The sequence below is a fragment of the Leucobacter japonicus genome (genome assembly GCF_001273855.1).
Taxonomy (GTDB): domain Bacteria; phylum Actinomycetota; class Actinomycetes; order Actinomycetales; family Microbacteriaceae; genus Leucobacter; species Leucobacter japonicus.
The window spans coordinates 118,363-138,871 of the sequence record NZ_JHBX01000142.1 but is presented as its reverse complement, the minus strand read 5'-3'; the positions used below and the strand labels follow the sequence as shown (position 1 = coordinate 138,871).

20 protein-coding genes are annotated in these 20,509 nt (G+C 65.6%); 3 read left to right on the top strand and 17 right to left on the bottom strand.

From position 1 onward, the window contains the following. The first annotated feature begins 66 nt into the window (after positions 1–66). Positions 67–681 carry a class I SAM-dependent methyltransferase gene (locus AMS67_RS14865; RefSeq protein ID WP_053388064.1) on the top strand — a complete coding sequence of 205 codons (615 nt, stop codon included), beginning with the start codon at positions 67–69 and terminating at the stop codon, positions 679–681. Between the two features lie 7 nt (positions 682–688). Here AMS67_RS14865 and dapF read toward each other — a convergent pair whose 3' ends face one another. From dapF to miaB, 4 genes are read right to left on the bottom strand one after another with little or no spacing between them, the layout of a single operon-like run. Next, positions 689–1,570 carry a diaminopimelate epimerase gene (gene dapF, locus AMS67_RS14860; RefSeq protein WP_053388063.1) on the bottom strand — a complete coding sequence of 294 codons (882 nt, stop codon included), beginning with the start codon at positions 1,568–1,570 and terminating at the stop codon, positions 689–691. Positions 1,571–1,580: 10 nt separating this feature from the next. Next, complete coding sequence (locus AMS67_RS14855) at positions 1,581–2,045, bottom strand: GNAT family acetyltransferase (RefSeq protein ID WP_082305548.1); 465 nt, start codon at positions 2,043–2,045, stop codon at positions 1,581–1,583. A gap of 3 nt (positions 2,046–2,048) precedes the next feature. Next, positions 2,049–3,029, bottom strand: a complete 981-nt coding sequence (miaA, locus tag AMS67_RS14850; protein WP_053388062.1) for a tRNA (adenosine(37)-N6)-dimethylallyltransferase MiaA — start codon at positions 3,027–3,029, stop codon at positions 2,049–2,051. Then, positions 3,026–4,594: a tRNA (N6-isopentenyl adenosine(37)-C2)-methylthiotransferase MiaB gene (gene miaB / locus AMS67_RS14845; RefSeq protein ID WP_053388061.1), complete on the bottom strand. Its 1,569-nt coding sequence runs from the start codon at positions 4,592–4,594 to the stop codon at positions 3,026–3,028. Before miaB ends, miaA begins: the two co-directional genes overlap by 4 nt. A gap of 143 nt (positions 4,595–4,737) precedes the next feature. On the opposite strand from miaB, the gene AMS67_RS14840 reads away from it, so the two are divergent. Then, a complete protein-coding gene (locus AMS67_RS14840) occupies positions 4,738–5,505 on the top strand; it encodes a N5-glutamine methyltransferase family protein (protein ID WP_206541777.1) in 768 nt (255 codons plus the stop codon). A 13-nt stretch (positions 5,506–5,518) separates the two neighbouring features. On the opposite strand, the gene AMS67_RS14835 is transcribed toward AMS67_RS14840, so the two are convergent. Both AMS67_RS14835 and recA read right to left on the bottom strand, forming a co-directional pair. Further along, entirely contained in the window at positions 5,519–6,346 is an 828-nt protein-coding gene (locus AMS67_RS14835; protein WP_162230865.1) for a regulatory protein RecX, read from the bottom strand. A gap of 9 nt (positions 6,347–6,355) precedes the next feature. Then, positions 6,356–7,423: a recombinase RecA gene (recA, locus tag AMS67_RS14830; RefSeq protein ID WP_053388058.1), complete on the bottom strand. Its 1,068-nt coding sequence runs from the start codon at positions 7,421–7,423 to the stop codon at positions 6,356–6,358. Between the two features lie 273 nt (positions 7,424–7,696). Between recA and AMS67_RS14825 the strand changes: the two genes are divergently transcribed. After that, positions 7,697–8,356, top strand: a complete 660-nt coding sequence (locus AMS67_RS14825; RefSeq protein WP_053388057.1) for a CatA-like O-acetyltransferase — start codon at positions 7,697–7,699, stop codon at positions 8,354–8,356. Here AMS67_RS14825 and AMS67_RS14820 read toward each other — a convergent pair. The 11 genes from AMS67_RS14820 to AMS67_RS14770 form a co-directional block, all read right to left on the bottom strand. Further along, positions 8,353–8,586: a DUF3046 domain-containing protein gene (locus AMS67_RS14820; protein ID WP_206541776.1), complete on the bottom strand. Its 234-nt coding sequence runs from the start codon at positions 8,584–8,586 to the stop codon at positions 8,353–8,355. The genes AMS67_RS14825 and AMS67_RS14820 overlap by 4 nt on opposite strands. 116 nt (positions 8,587–8,702) lie before the next feature. Continuing rightward, positions 8,703–9,023, bottom strand: a complete 321-nt coding sequence (locus tag AMS67_RS14815; RefSeq protein ID WP_053353429.1) for a helix-turn-helix domain-containing protein — start codon at positions 9,021–9,023, stop codon at positions 8,703–8,705. A 219-nt stretch (positions 9,024–9,242) separates the two neighbouring features. Beyond that, positions 9,243–10,016: an amino acid ABC transporter ATP-binding protein gene (locus AMS67_RS14810; RefSeq protein WP_053353430.1), complete on the bottom strand. Its 774-nt coding sequence runs from the start codon at positions 10,014–10,016 to the stop codon at positions 9,243–9,245. Beyond that, the gene (locus AMS67_RS14805) at positions 10,013–11,470 is read right to left on the bottom strand and encodes an amino acid ABC transporter substrate-binding protein/permease (protein WP_053353431.1); all 1,458 of its coding nucleotides are present in this window, start codon (positions 11,468–11,470) and stop codon (positions 10,013–10,015) included. Before AMS67_RS14805 ends, AMS67_RS14810 begins: the two co-directional genes overlap by 4 nt. A gap of 22 nt (positions 11,471–11,492) precedes the next feature. Next, a complete protein-coding gene (locus tag AMS67_RS14800) occupies positions 11,493–12,095 on the bottom strand; it encodes a CinA family protein (protein ID WP_075201430.1) in 603 nt (200 codons plus the stop codon). Then, a complete protein-coding gene (pgsA, locus tag AMS67_RS14795; RefSeq protein ID WP_053353432.1) occupies positions 12,092–12,688 on the bottom strand; it encodes a CDP-diacylglycerol--glycerol-3-phosphate 3-phosphatidyltransferase in 597 nt (198 codons plus the stop codon). The genes AMS67_RS14800 and pgsA overlap by 4 nt, the downstream gene beginning before the upstream one ends. Before the next feature lie 10 nt (positions 12,689–12,698). Continuing rightward, entirely contained in the window at positions 12,699–13,709 is a 1,011-nt protein-coding gene (locus AMS67_RS14790; protein WP_053388055.1) for a Cif family virulence factor, read from the bottom strand. Between the two features lie 56 nt (positions 13,710–13,765). Next, positions 13,766–16,666, bottom strand: coding sequence for an FtsK/SpoIIIE family DNA translocase (locus AMS67_RS14785; protein WP_053388054.1), 2,901 nt, complete (start codon positions 16,664–16,666; stop codon positions 13,766–13,768). A gap of 115 nt (positions 16,667–16,781) precedes the next feature. Beyond that, on the bottom strand, positions 16,782–17,816 hold the full coding sequence (locus tag AMS67_RS14780) for a lipid II:glycine glycyltransferase FemX (RefSeq protein ID WP_053388053.1): 1,035 nt from the start codon (positions 17,814–17,816) through the stop codon (positions 16,782–16,784). After that, positions 17,813–19,432 (bottom strand): murein biosynthesis integral membrane protein MurJ, encoded by a 1,620-nt coding sequence (gene murJ, locus AMS67_RS14775; protein ID WP_053388052.1) that lies wholly within the window; start codon positions 19,430–19,432, stop codon positions 17,813–17,815. Before murJ ends, AMS67_RS14780 begins: the two co-directional genes overlap by 4 nt. Next, positions 19,432–20,505: a lipid II:glycine glycyltransferase FemX gene (locus tag AMS67_RS14770; protein WP_053388051.1), complete on the bottom strand. Its 1,074-nt coding sequence runs from the start codon at positions 20,503–20,505 to the stop codon at positions 19,432–19,434. Before AMS67_RS14770 ends, murJ begins: the two co-directional genes overlap by 1 nt. Positions 20,506–20,509: the final 4 nt, after the last annotated feature.

Genomic DNA, 20,509 nt, shown 5'->3' with positions numbered 1-20,509 from the left:
CGTGCGCCCGGGCGCGTCGCGCGTTCGCCGTCGGCGCATCTGGCTTCGGGCTGGAATACTGGTCACGTGACGCAGCACTACTTCTCCGCAGCACCCGATGGCGATTTCCGACCCCGTGAGATCGAGGTCGAACTCGCGGGTGCGACCCGCACCGTACTCACCGCCGGCGGCGTCTTCAGCCCCGAGCAACTCGATCGAGGCACGGCGATTCTGCTCCGCGAGCTGCCCGCGGCCGAAGCCCTCGGCCGCGCGGGGGCAGCACCGGTGCTCGACGTCGGCTGCGGCTGGGGCCCGATCGCGCTCGACGCCGCACTCGAATCGCCTGAGCGCGTCGTGTGGGCGATCGATGTGAACGAGCGCTCGCGCGAGCTCACCCGCCGCAACGCCACTCGTCTCGGGCTCACGAATGTGCATGTTGCCGCACCCGATGAGGTGCCGGCCGATCTGCGCTTCGGTGAGATTCGGTCGAACCCGCCCATCCGTGTAGGCAAGGAGGCCCTGCACGACATTCTGCGCACCTGGCTGCCGCGCTTGGACGAGGGCGGCTTCGCTCACCTCGTGGTTGCGAAGCATCTCGGAGCGGATTCGCTGCAGCGCTGGATCGCCGAGGAGTTCACCGAACTCGAGGTGGAGCGGGCGGCCCGCGACAAGGGCTTCCACATCATCCGCATCGAGCGCTGAACGCGCGTCAGGCGTCGGGCAGTTCGATCTCGCCTGAGTAAACGAGCTCTGCCGGCCCGTTGAGCGACACGTGCTCGCCCTCCTCCGTCGGAAACATCCGCACGGCCAACCGGCCGCCCGGAACGTCGACGCGCCAGTGGTTGGGCATGCCCTCGCCACCCCAGTGACGGAACGCGAGTGCAGCCGCCGCGGTGCCGGTGCCGCACGACAGCGTCTCGCCGACGCCGCGCTCGTGCACGCGCATGCGAATGCGCGCAACCCCGTCTTGGATCAGCGGTTCTTCGGGCACCACGAACTCGACGTTCGCACCGTCGACGGGCACCGGGTCGAGCGCGGGCACCCGCGCGAGGTCGAGTCCCTCGAGCTCCGCGGGATCCGCCAGCGCCGTCACGACATGCGGATTGCCGAGATCGATACCGAGCCCAGGTCGCGCCACGTCGAGTCCCTGCGCGGCGACCAGGCGCTCACCTGCGAGCCGCCAGCGCCCCAGGTCGACCGTGTACCCCGAGACTCCGGCCAGTACGTCTTTCACGCCCGCGCGCGTGCCGATCGGGAGGGTGTCGCGGCGCTCGGGCGCTACGAGCCCCTCCGAAATGAGGTAGTGCGCGTAGACCCGCACGCCGTTGCCGCACATCTCGGCCGGCGTGCCGTCGGCGTTCCAGTAATCCATGAACCACTCGGCATCGGGCTCTTCCGCCAGGATCGCGGCCCCCTCGTGCAGGGCCCGCGAGCGCACGGCGCGAATCACGCCATCAGCACCGATACCGAACCGGCGATCGCACAGAAAGCGGATCTGCTCGGGGGTCAACGCCCGTTCGCCATCGGGGTCGGTGAAGAGCACGAAGTCGTTGCCGGTGCCGTGTCCCTTGGTGAATGCGAGCGTCGCCATGCCGTCCAGTTTACGCGGGTGGTGCGTCCTCGATCGTGCGCTTGCCGAGCAGCAGCACTTCGCCCTCGCCGTAGCCCAGGCCCTCATAGAAACTGATCACGCCGGAGTTGTCGGGACGCACCATGAGCTGCACTTTCGGGCATCCCATCTCGACGAGGCGACGCTCGGCCTCGCGCACGAGCGACGACCCGATCCCGGCGCCGCGACGTGCCGGATCGGTTGCGAGGTAGTACAACCACCCGCGGTGCCCGTCATAGCCGGCCATGACCGTTCCGGTGATCGTTCCGCCGTCGACCGCAACCAAGAAGAGTTCCGGCTGCACGAGTCGTTTGCGGGCGAAATCAGCGTGCGGGTCGTTCCACGGACGGGTGAGCCCGGCCGCCTCCCACAGCCCGATCACGGCGGCGCGATCGTCGTCTGCGCAGGCTCGGATCTTCGGGGTTGCGCTCACGGTCGCTTGGGGAAGGTTCGTCATGCGTCACTCCTCGCTGTCAGGTGCCGATCTCGGCGGGTGTGCGGGGGCCGAGGCAGTGCGGGATCGCGGAAGCTCCCCCGCTTCCACCCATTCGACCGCGGGGTAGCGTTTGAACCAGCTCACCTGGCGGCGCGCATAGCGCCGGGTCAGCACCTGCGTCTCGGTGATGGCGTCGCCCTGCGTCTGGCGGCCTTCGAGCTGCGCCAGCGCCTGCGCGTAGCCGATCGCGCGCGAGGCAGTCGGCCCCTCGGCGATCCCGTGTGGCAGCAAGCCGCGCACCTCGTCGACAATGCCATCGGTCCACATCTGCTCGACGCGTCGGTCGAGCCGCTCGACGAGATTCGCTCGTTCGGCGCGCACCCCGACGATGCGGGTCGCACCGGGCGCGACATCGTGCCAGAGTTTCGGCTCCGCAGGCAGCGTGACCTGCGCATCTCCGCCGAGCAGCGCGACCTCAAGCGCCCGCACGACCCGACGCGGGTTTCGTATGTCGACCGCATCGGCTACCGCCGCGTCATGCGCGCGCAACCGTTCGACCAGCACCTGCACGCCGTCTTCGGCCAGTTCGGCCTCCAGTGCGGCGCGCAACGCGTCATCGCGGGGCGGAAACTGGAAGTCGAAGAGCACGCTTGAGACGTACAGCCCCGATCCGCCGACCAGTACCGCGTCGGCACCGCGCGCATGAATCTCCTCGATCACGCTGCGGGCCCGGGGCTGATACCAGGCGACCGTCGCCTCGTCTCGGGGTTCGAGCGCGTCGAACAGATGATGCGGGATCCCCCGGCGCTCACCGGGTGGCAGTTTCGCTGTGCCGATATCCATTCCGCGATACACCTGCATGGAATCGGCATTGACGATCTCCGCGCGCACCCCGGATTCGGCAAGCCGTTCAGCGAGGTCGAGCGAGAGCGCGGACTTGCCGGTTCCGGTTGCCCCGACGATCGCCCAGAGACGCGGTGAAGCAGCGTCTTGCGGCGCGATCATCGCGTGCGGATCGCGGGAAGCCCGAGGCTCACTACGCGGGGCGCCGTGTCGCCCGAGGCCGGCGCTGCCGGCACGCCGCAGCTCTCGGCCTGCCGGCGATCCCAGGCGTCGCCCGCGCGCGTTCGACGCACAGCGTACGTGCCTGCGACGCCGGATTCAGTCGGGAGCCCGGAATCCGCAATGACGAAGTGCGGAGCCGCCGATGTCACCTCGACGCGCACCACGTCGCCCGGGCGAGGTTCGTCTGCACCGTCGGGAACTGCGAAGTGCACCAGGCGGTTGTCTTCGCTGCGCCCGGAGAGCCGGCGAGTCGCCGCGTCTTTCTTGCCCTCGCCGGCAGAGACCAGCACTTCGACCGTGCGACCGATCTGCGCCTGATTCTCTTCGAACGAGAGGTGCTCCTGCAGCGCGTGCAGCCGCTCGTACCGCTCCTGCACCACGGCTTTCGGCAGTTGCCCGTCCATCTCGGCCGCGGGAGTGCCCGGGCGAATCGAGTACTGGAACGTAAAAGCGCTGGCGAATCGCGACTGCTCAACCACACGGAGCGTGTCGGCGAAGTCTTCCTCGGTCTCTCCGGGGAAGCCGACGATGATGTCGGTCGTGATCGCAGCGTGCGGAATGCGCTCTCGCACGGCGTCGAGGATCCCCAAGAACTTCTTCGACCGGTAGGAGCGCCGCATCGCCTTCAGAATCGTGTCGGAGCCTGACTGCAGCGGCATATGCAGCACTGGCATCACATTGGGGGTCTCGGCCATCGCATCGATCACGTCGTCGGTGAACGCCGCGGGGTGCGGGCTCGTGAAGCGCACGCGCTCCAACCCCTCGATATCGCCCATCGCGCGCAGCAGCTTCGCGAACGCCCCACGGTCGCCAAACTCGACGCCGTAGGTATTGACGTTCTGGCCGAGGAGCGTGACTTCGATCGCGCCGTCATCGACGAGCGCCTGCACCTCGGCAAGGATGTCGCCGGGGCGGCGGTCTTTCTCCTTGCCGCGCAAGGAGGGAACGATGCAGAACGTGCACGTGTTGTTGCACCCGACCGAGATGGACACCCAACCGCTCGACGCCGAATCGCGCTTCGTCGGCAGTGTCGACGGGAAGACCTCGAGCGACTCGAGAATCTCGACCTGCGCTTCGGCATTGTGGCGTGCACGCTCAAGGAGAGCCGGCAGCGACCCCATGTTGTGGGTGCCGAAGACCACGTCAACCCAGGGCGCTTTTTCCACGATCGTGCCCTGGTCTTTTTGAGCCAGACACCCACCCACGGCGATCTGCATGCCGTCGCGTTCGCGCTTCACCCCAGCCAGGTACCCGAGATTACCGTAGAGCTTGTTGGCCGCGTTTTCACGCACGGCGCAGGTGTTGATGATGACGACGTCGGCGTCGTCTGCGCGCTCGGCCTCGACGTACCCCGCGGCCTCCAATGAGCCCGAGAGGCGCTCGGAATCATGGACGTTCATCTGGCACCCGAGCGTACGCACCGTGAAGCTCCGTCGCGTGCCGTCGCTGCGCAATGCGGCTGGCGACGGAGCGATTTCGATGGGGTCGGCAAGTGCGGAACTCATGGGATTCAGTGTACTCGCGGGCTCGGCGCCTTCCCTGACGGGCGCGGGCGTCACCCGCGAGATCATCACTGGTGCGCGCGTACACTCGACGCATGCCAAGTTCCCCTGATGCCGCAGCGGTGGAGCATTGGTCGCACGAGCAGGTGACCGCGCGGCTGCGCGCCGCCGGTAGCGTCTTCGCCGAACAGGAAGCCGAAATTCTTCTGGAACGGGCAGCGGGTGACTGGCGTCTGCTCGAATCGATGGAGCGACGCCGGGCCGCGGGTGAGCCTCTCGAGCCTTTGGTGGGGTGGGTTGATTTCGGCGGCCTCCGACTGTCGGTCGGCCCAGGCGTGTTCGTGCCGCGTCAGCGTTCGCTCTTTCTGGCGGCGCTCGCCGTAGAGCGGGTGCAGCGAGTGGCACGCGCTGGTGTATCGGCTGTCTTCGTGGAGGCCTATTGCGGCGTCGCTCCCATCGCGACGTCGGTGGCACGCGCATGTCCGAGCACCGAAGTGTGGGCGGTCGATCATGATGCACGCGCCGTCGCTCATGCATCGGTGAACCTCGGATCGGGTGGGCAGGCGCGCGTCAGCGACGGTCTGTCGACGCTGCTTCGGCAATGCGATCAACGGATCGATGTGATTGCGGCGGTGCCGCCGTACGTACCGGACGACGCGCTCGCCCTGTTGCCGCGAGAAGCATCCGAATACGAGCCGCGCACCGCGTTGACCGCCGGCGTTGATGGGTTGGATCACGTGCGCCGACTGATCGGGGATGCACGTGAGCTGGAAGCGGGGACTCTGCTGATAGAGCTGCATGTCGAGCAGTTCGATGCGGCGGCCGAATTCGCCGCGCGAAACGGCTACACGGCGACGCGACACAACGCGAGCGACGGGCACACCTGCGTACTGGCGGCCACGCTCCTGCGCTGAACGCTGGCCCTGGTCAGTGGAACCGCACGCCGGAACCACCGCGCGAGCCTCGCGAGGCTCGGCCTGACCCTTCGAGTGCTTCGCGCGCCGCGCGCATCGCGGGCTCACCCGACCAGCCTCGTCGAGCGAGGAAGCCGAGCAATCGGCGTTCGGCGACCTGGTGTTCCAGACCACCGAGTTTCGCCGCTCGTTGCTTCGCTGTCTCGCGCATCAGCTCGAATTCCTGATCGACATCGAGCTCACCGAGAGCTGCTTCGATGGCATCGTCGGGGAGTTTGCGGGCTCTCAGTTTGACCCGAATCTGGGAGCGACTCGCTCCTTTCGTGTCACGCAGCTTCTCCGTGAGCGTGCGGGCCAGACCGAGGTCATCGAGATACAGACTGCGGGTGAATTCATCAATCACCGTTTCGATCTCATCTGCATCGTGCTCAAGTCGCATGAGCTCCGCGCGGAGCTCCCCGCTGGAGCGCGCTCGCCGGCCGAGCACGCGCACGCCGTCTTCATGCGCAGTACGCATCGGCTTCTCGGGCTCGTCGTCGAGGTCGGGCACGCTCGCGGTTTCAGTGGCCGCCGACTCCTCACGCGAGGTCTGCAGCAGCGACGCGACGCCTCCGAAATCCGCACGAACGATCGGTCGCGTCCCCATCGTCGCCTCGGAATCAGCACGATCCTGTGACACCGTAGGCTCGACCCCCGTGCGCGGCTCTGCCGCTTCCGGTGAGGCGGCGGCAACCCGGTCAGGGCGCCGCAGCTGTGAGCGTAGCTCGATCACCTCGGCGAGGTCACCTCGGTCCTCCGTCTGACGCGGGTGCTCCGCGTCAGACGGAGGCAAGAAGCGCACGGCCATGGGCTACGCGCTCGCCCGCTGTTCGGGAGCTGCATCCGCCGCAGCGGCGGGCTCCGCAGGAGTCTCTTCCTTGCGCCCGTTCACGCCCAGCTTCGTCAGGATCTTTTCTTCGATCTCGAGCGCGATATCAGGGTTATTGATCAGGAAGCGACGAGCGTTCTCCATGCCCTGGCCCAGCTGGTCTCCGTCATAGGTGAACCAGGCGCCGCTCTTCTTGATGAGGCCCTGCTCGACACCGTAATCAATCAGCGAACCTTCACGCGAGATACCGATGCCGTACAAAATGTCGAACTCCGCCTGCTTGAAGGGCGGCGCCATCTTGTTCTTGACGACCTTGACGCGCGTGCGGTTGCCGACCGCGTCAGTGCCGTCTTTGAGTGTCTGGATACGGCGGATATCGAGTCGCACCGACGCGTAGAACTTCAGCGCTTTACCGCCTGAGGTCGTCTCGGGGCTGCCGAAGAACACCCCGACCTTCTCACGGAGCTGGTTGATGAAGATCGCGGTCGTCTTCGTCGCGCTGAGGCTGCCGGTGATCTTGCGCAGGGCCTGCGACATGAGTCGAGCCTGCAGACCGACATGTGCGTCGCCCATCTCACCCTCGATCTCGGCCTTCGGCACGAGCGCTGCAACCGAGTCAATGACAACCAGGTCGACCGACCCCGACCGGATCAGCATGTCTGCGATCTCCAGCGCCTGCTCACCCGTATCGGGCTGCGCCACGAGCAGTGCATCGATATCGACACCCAACTTCTTCGCGTACTCGGGGTCGAGCGCATGCTCGGCATCCACGAACGCAGCAATGCCTCCAGCTCGCTGCGCGTTCGCGATAGCGTGCAACGTCAGTGTGGTCTTGCCCGAAGATTCCGGGCCGTAGATCTCGACGATACGGCCGCGCGGGATGCCTCCGATACCGAGGGCGACATCGAGTGCGACCGAGCCCGTGGGAATCACCTCGACCGGCGCGCGTTCCTGGCTGCCCATGCGCATGATCGCGCCCTTGCCGAAGTTCTTGTCGATCTGGGCGAGTGCTGCTTCAAGGGCCTTCTCGCGATCTTTCGGTGCTGCCATGGCTGGGTTCCTTTTCATCTGCGCGGCGAGCCGCTGGGTGGTGGTGCCTGCATACTGTCTCGGCCCCGATTGGGGCAGACAAGGCGTTGGGTGCCGTGTGCTGATTACCCTAGATTCCGCCACCGACATTCGAGCTCGGTTTGACGGAACTGTGGATGAATACGTGCACACAACCACCTGTGGACGAACATAACACCATTCGAACACAGTTTCGAATATGTGCACGGCGTGTCCGCCGCACCCGACCGCCTGTACCCCCTGGGACAATGAACCATGGATACCGCCGTACCGATCGACGTCGAGCACTGGCCCCGCCGCGAGGCCTTTGAACACTACTTTTCGCGGGTTCCCTGCAGCTACGCCATCACCGTCGAGGTCGATGTCACCGAATTCGTCGCCGCGACACGCGCGTACCGGAAGCGCGCATACGCCGCTCAGATCTGGGCCATCTCCGATGCTGTGCAGCGCCACGACCCGTTCCGCATGACTGCGATGACGTCAGGCGCCCCCGCGATCTGGGAGCGCACACATCCCATGTTCACCGTACTCAACCCGGAGCGAGAGACATTCAGCGCAGTTTGGACGCCCTACTCCAGCGACTTCACTGAGTTTCACGATCGCGCGAGCGAACTCATCGATCGCGCATCACGCGCCACGCAGATGTTTCCTCAGCACGACACCCCGCCAAACACCTTCGACATTTCCAGCCTGCCGTGGGCGAGGTTTACGTCGTTTGCACTGAGCATTCCGAAGAGCACGCAGCACCTGGCACCCATTTTCACGCTGGGCAGATATGCGGAACGCGATGAACGCGTATTGCTCCCGCTCGCATTGCAGGTACACCACGCCGCAGCCGACGGTCTTCACAGCGGCCGCCTGCTGGCAGACATCAGTGAACGATTCGCTCAGCCCGATTGGCTGCACGGCACCTAAGGCGCGCGCCCAGTCTCGTCTCGCGGATCGGGGAGCCCGCGGCCGTGCCTGCGCGCTACAGGAACTTGCAGATCGACACAGAGCGCATCCCACACCGCGCGAGGCGACACGCCGCGCGCGATCGCCTCATCAGCCGTCCCCCCGAGTACCGAGAGCCAGTGATCTCGCAGCAGGATCGGCGCATACTCCGAGCCGAACTCCGCGCGGCACGCCCGGCGGAACTCACTCATGCGCACGTGCGTGCTCTTTCGCGAACATGACGAACCCCGAGCACAGCGAAGCGCCCGCCCCGATAGGGGCGGGCGCTATCCGGCGCGGTGCGCCGGGCGCAATCCATGCGCACGAACTAAGACACCAATTCGGGCGCGAAGCCCGAGACCAATTCCGCTGGCACGGTGTCGGGCACCCGGTGAACCATCGGGAGCGACAGCCCCTCGACCACCGCGAGTCGCTCGCTCACTTCGCCCATAATGACCGACAGCGGCGTGTCCAGCGCATCAGCGACGGCAGCGAGAATCTCACTGGACGCCTCTTTCTGACCGCGCTCGACCTCGCTGAGGTACCCGAGTGCAACACTGGCCTCGCCCGCCACCTGACGCAGCGTGCGGCCCTTCTGCAACCGGAAGTCACGCAGTACGTCGCCGATCTCTTGACGCATCAGCACCATGTGAACCCTCCTTTACGTGCACAACCCGAGTCGTGCCTCCACCATACCCGCAGAGCGACACGATTGTCGCTGCGAGTGCGCCGACCGAATTTCGATCGCCGTACTGTGAACAACTCCGAGCATAACCGTTGTATTCCTGAAATCTCGCTGAACTTGAGTCAAGGTGACTCAAGTTCAGCGAAGATCCAGCTTGTGCATCACCGATTCACAGCCCGAGTGCTAGAGCACCTTCGACAAGAACTCCTGAGTTCTCGGCTGTTGCGGGTTTCCAAACACGGCTTCCGGCTGCCCCGATTCGACGACAACGCCGTCTGCCATGAACACCACTCGATCGCAGACTTCGCGAGCGAAACCCATCTCGTGGGTCACCAGCACCATCGTCATGCCCGAGGCGGCGAGGTCACGGATGACTTGCAGCACCTCCCCCACCATCTCGGGATCGAGCGCCGATGTCGCCTCGTCGAAGAGCATAATCTTCGGCTCCATCGCCAGCGCGCGAGCGATGGCGACGCGCTGCTTCTGACCACCGGACAACGAAGCGGGCCGCGCATCGGCCTTCTCGGCGAGGCCGACGCGCTCGAGCAGCGCGAGGGCAGCATCACGGGCATCGGCCTTCGACTTCTTCTTGAGATCGACCGGCGCGAGCATGATGTTTTCGAGCACCGTCATGTTCGGAAACAAGTTGAAGTGCTGGAAGACCATTCCGATGTGCTGACGCACGGCATTGATATCGACGTTGCCCTGGGTGATCTCAACGCCACCCACCACGACGCTGCCCCCGGAAGGCTCTTCCAAACGGTTCAGGCATCGCAAGATCGTCGACTTCCCCGATCCCGACGGGCCGATGAGAGAGACCACCTCCCCCACCTCGACCGTCAAGTCGATTCCCTTGAGCACTTCATTGCTGCCGAACGACTTGCGCAGCCCCGTGACGGCGATCGCCGGCGTTCCATTGTGGGTCACGAGGTTTTCGGTCACGATTCTCTCGGTCACTTGTTCACCTTCTTGTCAACGATGTTCGCGAGCCAGGTCAGCAGGGTGATGACGATGAAGTACATCACACCGACGATGATGAGCATTTCAGTGGTGCGGAAGTTCGCCGCGTAGATCTGCTGCGCCTGGTACAGCAGCTCGGCGAATCCGATCGTCAGCAGCAGCGACGAATCTTTCAGCGTAATGACGAGCTGGTTGATGATCGAGGGCATCGACATCTTCACGGCCTGCGGCATGACAACGCGCTGCATCGAACGCCCCCAGCCGAGCCCCAGCGACCGTGCCGCTTCCATTTGGCCCGGGTCGACCGATTGCAGGCCGCCGCGCACGATTTCCGTCAGATAGGCGCCTGCGTTCAACGCCAGCGTCGCAACGCCTGCCATAAAGACGTTGCCCGGCGCTCCGGTGAGTTGCGGCAGACCGAAGTAGAACAGGAATGCCCAGACGAGAATCGGGGTACCGCGGAAGACCGCGACATACACGCTCGCAATCCCTCGCAGAATTCGTGAGGTGGAGATCTTCATGAACCCGAAGACGAGACCGAGAATGAGCGCGATCACGAAGGAGACGACGGTGATGGAAACGGTGTTCCAGAGGCCCTTCGAGAGCGCCGGCCAGCTCTGCCCCACGAGGGCAAAGATGTTTCCGCCGGCACTCGACGTCGCCTCGGTGTCGCCGAGATACGTGTTCAGAATGTCGTCGTAGCCGCCGTCGGCTTTCAGCTTTGCCAAGCCATCGTTAAACGCGGCGAGCAGTTCCGGGTTCTTCCCCTTCGATACGGCGAAGCCGTACTCGCCACCCGGAATCTTGTCGGTCACGACCTTGAGACCATTGCCCTGGGTGATGCCGTAGGCGAGCACTGGGTAATCGTCGAAGACCGCGACCGCAGACTGGTTCTTGACCGATTCGTACATCGTCGCCGATTGGTCCAGTGCCTTCACGGTGAATCCGTACTCACCGGAGAGCTTCTCGGCTTCAGCGAGCCCTTCCGAACCCGACTTCGCGACGACGGTCTCACCCTCGAGATCTTCGTAGCTCGAGATGGTCGAGTTGTTCGCGGCGACCGCCATCTGTACGCCGGATTCGAAGTACGGCTCGGAGAAGTCGAAGATCTCTTTGCGCTCGTCGGTGATGGACATGCCGGCGATGACGCCGTCGGCCTGGCCCGACTGCAGCGCGGACAGCGCAGCCTGGAACCCGAGCGAGCGGATCTCGACGTCAAAGCCCTGATCTTCAGCGATCTGATTGATCAGATCCATGTCGATACCGACGAGATCCCCCGTTGACGGATCTCGGAATTCAAACGGTGCGAACGTCGTATCGGTCGCGATGACGAAGGTCTTCCCCTCGGCCTGAGTCGGCGCGACCGCCGTCGCAGCTGCAGCGGTTCCCAGCAGCAGTACCGCCGCAAAGCCCGCCGCGAGCCCCGCGCGCACGCGGTTCCAGCGTTTCATTTTCGGCACTCTCGTTTCCCCTTTACGGAACGGGGTCGCCGCGATCTGCGGTGACCGTTTCGCCTCCAGCGTAGCGAGAGTCGGGGCCGGCACGGTGCGGTGCGGCGTTCTCGACGGTCTCAAGCACTCGGTGCAGAAGTTGCAGGGCTCGCACGACGGTCGCTTCGCGCACCGCAGCACGGTCGCCCGAGCAGGCAAGCTCTTCGCACTCGACGCCCCCGTCCCAGGCGACAGCTATCCATACGGTACCTGCAGGCTGCCCGGTCTGCGGATCGGGGTCCGGCCCGGCGACGCCTGTCGTGGCAATGCCGAACTCGGCGGGTGCGGCGGCTGATGTCGTGCGCGGCGTCGCGCAGGCGACGCGCACGCCGGCTGCCATTTGGATCGCCACCTCGCGGTCGACCGGACCCTGTCGGCGCAGGATCTCGGCATCCACGCCGAGCAACGATCGTTTGAGCGACGTGTCGTACGCCACGATGCCCCCGCTCAGCACGCGCGAGGCCCCCGGAATCGAAACGATTGCGTCGGTCAGCATCCCACCAGTCAGAGATTCCGCGATCGCGATACGCGCGGTGAGACGGGTCGCGCGCGACACGACCTCCTGCCCGAGTCGCGATGTGGTCATCGCGCCGCGTTTCGGGCCCGCAGGTAGCCGAGCACGTAATCGATGCCGCTGTAAATGGTGAGGAGAAGTGCGATCGTCATCGTAATGATATTGGCCCACACCGCGATTGGCGCGGCGGGCCCCATCACGCTGGCCAGCGGGAGCAGTGCGAGCGTGATCGCGACCGATTGCGCCACCGTCTTCAGCTTCCCGGCCCAGGCTGCGGCCAGCACGACATCGTGCGCCACCATCAGACGGTGGATGGTGATGCCGATCTCGCGCACCAGAATGACCGTCGTCACCCACCACGGCAGTTCGAGCAGGATCGACAACCCGACGAGCGCAGCGCCCGTCAAGAACTTGTCGGCGATCGGATCGAGCAGCTTGCCGAGATCCGTGATCAGGCCCCGAGACCGGGCGAGATGGCCGTCCCAGGCATCGGTGGCGATCGCCAAGACGAAGAACACGGCCGCGGCCCATCGCCACGGACCGTCGGCTCCTCCGGCAAGCAGCATCCACAGGAAGAACGGTGTCGCGACGATTCGCGCGCCGGTGATGATGTTCGGGGCGTTCCAATTGCTGGGTGCAGCAGCGGGCTGCTCGATGCCGGTCATGATGAGCAGCCTAGTAGTTCAGTACTTCGACGCTGAGGCCGTCTTCGGTCGCGGCAATCTCGAGGTCGGCGTACTGCGCCGAAGCCGTGGTCTGATCGGTCACCCGCTGACCCGATGCATCGCGCCCGGTGTAGGTGAGAGCGAATTTGCCACGGTCTGCAAGAGTCGCCCACCCCGTGCTGCCAGGTTCGACTCTGGCGGTCGGTGCGCGCTCCATCTCAACGGAGATCGACACTTCTGAAGAGCTCGCGAATCTCGCGTCGAGTTCGGGCCCCTCAATGCCGCAGCTGCGCAGGGCATCGAGTGTGTCTGACTCCGCGCATTCGGCAAACACCGTTTCAACTTGACGCTGCACCTCGGCGTCGTACCCGGGGCCGGGGCGCAACCAATCCGTCGCGTAGATCGACCCGTACGGCGATGCGGCGACGTACTCCGCATCGTTGTCGGTGATGAAGTACTTGTTATGTGAGACGAACGTGTAGACGCCGGCGTACATCGTGAGCGACTCGGTGTCATTCGGGAACGCGCGGTCCATGCCTCGAAACGCCAATGCTCCGCGGGACGCCGAGTCGAGCTCGACCTCGTACCGCAGACCTGCGGTCACCTGCCAGACGCCATCGGCATCGCGACGCAGCTGGAGCCGGTCAGAGTAGGGTTCGCCATCGAGTTCAAACCGCACGTCCGCCGCTGCACGACCGCCGTCAAAGTCGACCCGGAATTGCTCCAATTCGGGGTATGCAATCAGCGCGGCCGAACCGACGACCTCGGGTGACAGGGTGACCTCTGCGCCCGACGTCTCCCCTCCATCGAACAGCGCTTCGGCTCGGGCGACGTCACCTGATTCGACCGCGGCCACGTACGACTCGGCAATCGCTCGCACCGCTCCGCGATCGTTGCCCTGCGCATCGACCGCGACGACGGCGCCGGCTCCCCCGAGCACTACAACCGCGAGTGCCCCGGTGACTCCCCACATCCACTTCGGAGAACTCGTGCGCTCCGCCGTCTCATCTGTCAGGGTCATGGGTCCTCCTCGAGTCGGTCGATCGGGTGATCACTGCACGGCTGTCCGGCGCATCGTCAATCGCGTCCGGTCAACTGCCAGGCGTCTTCATCGGTATCGCCATCCACTTCTTCGAGCGATGCCTGATACTGCGCGACGGGGTCGTCGTACCTCGCGTCGCCGTAGCCCTGTTCGGTGCCCAGCGGTTCGATGACATCAGTCGCAGCTTCGAGGGGAGTCGTCAGAGTCGGGTCGACCACTGCCGAAGCGGAAGCGGCCGCAACGGGGGCGCTGGGTGGTGTGGCGAATGTCGGCACTGCTGGCGAGCCTCCGCCCTTGATGCGTGCGATGACCTCAGGAAGCTGTTCCGGACTGACGAGTACATCACGGGCCTTCGAACCTTCCGACGGGCCGACGATGTCGCGGGACTCCATCAGGTCCATGAGCCGACCCGCTTTGGCGAACCCGACGCGAAGCTTGCGCTGCAGCATCGAGGTGGAGCCGAACTGCGAGGTGACCACGAGCTCTATCGCCGCGAGCAGCACCTCGAGATCGTCGCCTATGTCCTCATCGATGTCCTTCTTCTCGACGACCTGCTGCACGTCGGCCCGGTACTCGGGTTGCGCCTGCGCTTTGACGTGCGCCACGACCTGAGCAATTTCGGCCTCACCGACCCAGGCGCCCTGCACTCGCATCGGAGTCGATTCTCCGTTGAGCAGCAGGAGCCCGTCGCCCTGACCGATCAAGCGCTCAGCGCCGACCTCGTCCAGGATGACGCGGGAGTCCGTTCCCGATGCCACGGCGAAGGCGTATCGGCTCGGCACGTTCGACTTGATGACGCCCGTCACCACGTTCACCGAGGGGCGCTGGGTCGCGAGCACGAGGTGAATACCCGCCGCGCGAGCGAGCTGAGTGATGCGCTGAATCGAGTCCTCCACATCGCGAGGCGCGATGAGCATGAGGTCGGCGAGCTCGTCGACAACGACGAGCAGGTACGGGTAGGGCTTCAGCACACGCTGGCTGCCCTCGGGGAGCACGATGCCGCCTGAGCGCACGGCTTCGTTGAAATCGTCGATGTGGCGGAAGCCGAAACTCGCGAGGTCGTCGTATCGCATGTCCATCTCTTTCACGACCCACTGCAGCGCTTCGGCCGCCTTCTTGGGATTCGTGATGATGGGGGTGATCAAATGCGGCACGCCCTGATAGACGGTGAGCTCGACGCGCTTGGGGTCGACCAGCACCATGCGTACTTCGGCCGGCGTGGAGCGCATCAGCAAACTCGTGATCATCGAGTTGATAAAGCTCGACTTGCCCGAACCGGTCGCACCGGCGACGAGCAGGTGCGGCATCTTCGCGAGATTCGCCACGACGAACCCGCCCTTGACGTCTTTGCCCACACCGATGGTCATCGGATGCGTGCTGCGCTGCGCCTTGTTCGAACGGAGCACATCGCCGAGCGCAACGTTCTCGCGATCCTGGTTCGGGATCTCGATACCGATGGCACTCTTGCCCGGGATCGGAGACAGAATACGGACCTCGTTCGACGCCACAGCATATGAGAGGTTCTTCGAGAGCGCGGTGACTTTCTCGACCTTGACGCCCGGGCCGAGTTCGACCTCGTACTGGGTCACGGTCGGGCCGCGAGAGAACCCGGTCACACGAGCGTCGACCTTGAATTCCTCGAAGACGCGCGCCAGCGCGGCCATGATCTGGTCGTTGGCTTCGGTGTGCGTCTTCGGCGCGTCGCCGGTCGCAAGCGCGAATTGATCGGGAAGCCGGTAAGCAGCCTGGCTGGCCGGATCGTGCGGGGGTGCGACGACAAAGGGGGAAGCTTCAGCGACGGCTGATGCGTCAGTCGACTCGACCGGGACGACGGCTGTCTGGGCGGGTTCGCCGAAGGAATCCCAGGAGTCATCTCCCAGACCCGATGCGGGCGCGGGCGTCGCCGCCTGCACCGCCGCCTCGGCCTGGTCCAGATCATCGAACAAATCGGACGGGAACACGTCGGTGACGGTCTCGGGCTCGAGGGCCTTCTCGAACGCGCCCCCGCGATCGGGCTCGGGCTCGTGGCCTCCGAGCACGGCGTCCAAGCCGTTGCGATCGCCCGCGTACTCGGGGTCTTCCTCGCGACCCGACGCCGTGCGCCGCCACCACGGAATCGATCCGCCGTCACCGTCTTCGGACTCGAGATCGAAGAGTGCTTGGGGCTCGTCTTTCTCCGCTCCGCGACCACGGCGCGGGGATTCACTGGCTTGAGCGTCACCCGGCTCCGCGGGGCTTACTCCGAACAAGAATGCGTAGGCCTCGCGCAGGCGCTGAAGAATGCGCGATGGCGGCGTCTTCGTGATGATGAGCACCGACATCAGAATGATGATCGAGAGTACCGGCACTGCCACCCACAACGTGAGATAGCCGAGTGCGCCACCGACGAGCCATCCGAATACTCCACCGGCCGCACTGAGCTCCTGCGGGTGCTCCCAGGGATTCGGGCGCCCCCCGTACAGGTGGCAGAGGCCGGCGACCGACAGCACCGCAAGCGTCAGACCGGTCGCGATGCGCCGGTTGTCGTGCACGCTCGACGGATGGTTGAAGAGCCAGAGTGCGAAGCCGACCATGACGATGGGCAACCCGAAGGCCACACGACCGAAGAGGCCGCCGAACGACCATGCATCCATTGCAACGGCGAACGGCTGACCGATGAAGAACCACTCAATGACGGCACCGACGACGGCCAGCAACACCAGCAGCAGTGGCACACCATCGCGGCGATCTTCAGGAGCCAGCGGCTCGACGCGGAACGCTCGGGCGGCAGCGCCAACGGCGTGCGCGAGACCGTTCCAGGCGCGCACGAGCACCCCGTCCGTGTGCACCGGCTCGGCGAGCACCTTCGTTTTTGCGGTCGCCCGGGTTGCCGTAGAACGGGTACCCCGTGCCGCGGTCTTGCCCGATTGCTGGCGCGACGAAGCTTTACTGGCCATGCTTAGAGGGTACGTTCGACCGCCGACATTGGCGAGTTGACGCTCCGGGCTCCCCCGGAATCGCCGCACTCCGCGACGTCATTGCAGACCGCGCAGCGGCGTGCTGGCAGCCGAATCAGCGTCGGCGCAGCGCGCGTATCGCACGCTTCGCGAGCGGTAGGCCCTTCGTCCAGAGCGCATACCCGGGGCCCGGGCGATCCCAGGTGCCGGCGAGAAGGTTCTCGTGCGAGGCCCACCCCTTCTTGAACGTCGTCACACCGTCATTGATGAGCCCACCGAAGTCGTACCGCTCGATGCCGATCGACTTCATGTGTCGAATCACGTGCCACTTCAGCGCGTAGTTCGCACGTAGGCGCTGCCCGGTCTCGTCCATGCCGCCGTAAAGCTCGAACGCGGTGCGGTCGGACTTTGCCATGAACAGGAAGGCCACGGGACGGTCGTCGACATACGCCGCCCACACGGGCGAATCGTCGCCGAGCATGGTGAAGGCGTCGTGGTAGTACGAATCCTCATGCAGGCCGAAATCGGCTCGCTCACTCGTCTGCCGGTAGACCTCGAGGCACACATCGAGCTGAGCGATTGACTCCACGGGGCGAATCTCGAGCGATTCTTCGCGGCCTGCCTTGCGCACGTACTGACGGTGCTTCTTCGACATGTCAGCGAGCAGGTCATCTGCTGATTTGCGGAGATCAAGGATCAGCGTCCGCGCCGGCAGCACCGACGTCTCGGCCGTGCGCCACGTGTGCGAGAGCGGAAACGCTCCCGCATCTTCATCGGGCTCGATCGACAGCGCGACTGCGCGGCGCGTGCGATGCACGTACGCGGCGATGGCGTCCGAGATCGCGGCGCTCCCGGGAACGGTCGCCGGGGTGTCTTCGGCACCGGGCTCGCGAGCCACCACCGGGCCCCGAGGTGCGTACACGAAGCCGCCGAGCGGCCCGGGCAGCGCCCGGGTGAGCAGCTGCGCGGCGCCGACGATTGGCGCATCGCTCGCATCGCCGGATCGCACGAGCACGCGCTCCGCGCTCCAGCGGTGCGCCGACTTGAGTTCGCCCCAGCCCCAGAGCTGCAGCGGATGGCCGCCCAGAGAGCGAACGGTGGCGTCCCAGAGCGCCCGGTCGGTGCAGGGGGCGACGTTCAGGGTGGTCACGATCGGGTCCTTCCGAGTTTGCGGCTGATGAATCCGGTCAGCTCCGCGAGATCGGGCGAGCGCAAAAGGCGCAGCACCCCGAGATAGATGATGGTGACGACAACGGTGACCACGAGTGCCAGCACGACGGCGACCACGGCGTTGACCTGCCCGAACTGCACGCGCAGCAGCCAGGTCACGAGCAGGCCCAAGCCGAGCGCCGGAATGCTCGCGAGCACGAACTTCACGATGCTGCGCAGAATGCGGAGCCCGTCCAGGGCATGGATGCGGCGGCGCAGCAGCCAGACGGCGAGTACCGTCTCGACGATCGTGGCGAACGACCAGATCGCCGCGAAGCCGAGCCCGATGTAGCGCGGCTCGACCACGAACGTCATGCCGAACGAGAGCACGAGCACGATCGCCATCTGAATGGTGGTGAACACGAACGGCGTGCGGGTGTCTGAGAGTGCGTAAAAGGCGCGCTGCACGACGAACAGGAAGCTGTAGGCGGCAAGACTGACGGCGTAGGCGATCAGCGGTTCACTGAACTGATCGACCTGCACTTCTTTCGCGCCGACGTTGATGATGCGGCTGATGAACGGCGCCGCCGCGATGATCGCGATCGACGCGAGCATCATCACCAGCGACACCTGGCGCAGGGAGGCCGAGAGATCCTCCCGGAACTCTGCCATGCGCGTCGACTGCCCCCACTCCGCGAGCCGCGTGAAGTAGGCGGTCGCGAGCGACACCGCGATCACCGAGTGCGGCATCATGAAGATCAGCCACACCAGTTGCATCGCGCTCGACGACGGCCCGTCACCCGAGCCGATCGACACGATGCGGTTCGTGAGCACACCGCCGATCTGCATCACGCCGACCATGGCGAGCGTCCAGGTGGCGATGCGCGCCGTGTGCCCGAGCCCGACGCCGCGCCAGGAGAAGTCAGGGCGGTACCGGATGCCGGCTTTGCGCCAGGACGCGAAGAGCACGAGCGCCTGCGCGATGATACCGAGGGTCGCCGAGCCTCCGAGCAGGCCGATCATGACCGGCGACCAGCTCGTCACCGCAAGTTCGCCCTTCGGGTCCGAGCCGAACATCACGATGAACGCGATGATGCCGGCGATGGCGATCAGGTTGTTGAGCACGGGCGCCCAGGTGAAGGGGCCGAAGATGCTGCGCGCGTTGAGCACCTCCCCCATGACCGTGTAGATGCCGTAGAAGATGACCTGCGGAATGCACCAGTAGGCGAAACCCGTCGCCAGGGCGATCTGCTGTTCGCTCCAGCCGGATACCAGCACGTGCATGAGCCACGGCGCCGCCAGCATGGCGATGATCGTGATGCCGACGAGCGCCGTGGTCGCCAGCGTGAGGATCTTGTTGATGTAGCCGGCGCCGCCATCAGCTCCGTGCGCGGCCTTCACGATCTGCGGCACGAGCACGGCGTTCAGCACGCCACCGAGCAGAATCATGTAGATCGTGTTCGGCAGCAAGTTGCCGTTCGCGAACGCATCGGCCGAGAGTGAGCCGACGTTTCCGATCGCGTACGCGAGCAGCACCGCCTTCACGAGCCCGAGCACGCGCGACACCATCGTGCCCGACGCCATGATCGCGCTCGCGCGGATGAGACCAGCGGCCATTAGTAGTACGGATCCTTCCGGAGGGCGAGCGAGGCGCGCCGTGCGAGACGGTCGCCGAGCGTGACCCATGCACGATACGGCAACGACCTGAGCGGCAGGTCGAACGCCCCCGCGTAGTCGGTGATCTCAGGCGCGAACGAGCGCTTGAACTGCCCTACGCCGAACAGCGGGTGCTCCCGGTCGTCGGCGCGGTCGGCGGGCGGTGCTCCGCACAGGTCGTGCACGACGGCACCGCGCTCGTTGGCCCAGCGCAGCACCTCCCACTGCAGCGCGTGCGAGGCGCCGTATGCCGTTTTCGCGCGCACGGAGGCGCCGTCTTTGTAGGTCGTCTTCGCGCCGAGCCCCATCGCATACGCGCCGGCGACGAGCGCGCCGTCGCGATGCGCGAGGAACATCTGGCCCTGCCCCGCCGCTGAGAACTCTCGCCAGAACTCCCGGTAGTACTGCTCGGAGCGCAGCACGAAGCGGCCTTCAGCGGTCTCCTGCAGCAGCCGATAGAGCTGGGCCGCGTGTTCGGGGGTCGCGTCGACCCGGGTCACGACGATGCCGTCGCGGCGGGCCCGGTTGATGGCGTTGCGAGCCTTCTTACCGAGACGCGCGAAGACGTCGTCTTCGGTTCCGGAGACATCGACCAAGATGGTCGACGGGTTCGGGATGATGCGCACGGTGCTCGCGTACCCGGCACCTTGGATCTCAGGCACCGCGGCCAGACCAAGCCGGGGCTCGATCTTCGCCAGGAACGCGCCGCGTGAGCGCGCCAGCTCTCCGATCGCGCCGGCCGCCTCAAGCACCTCGGCCGTGCCCTCAGCAGAGGGCCCGGCCGGCACGTGCCACCATGAACCGAGCAGCGGCACCCGCTTCGCGAGCACGCCGACGGCCAGCGATGGGCGACCGGGCCGCTCGACAACCACCGCGAGATCCTGGTACCGGTTCTGCGTACGCTTAACGGCGAGGTATTCGGCCCCCTGCCAGACCTCGCCGCCGCCCGGGTTCGCTGCGATGAGCGCATCCCAGTCGGCGCGCTCGGCGGCGGTGGCCAGGCGCGCATGCGCACCCGCCGAAGCATGAGCCACGGCG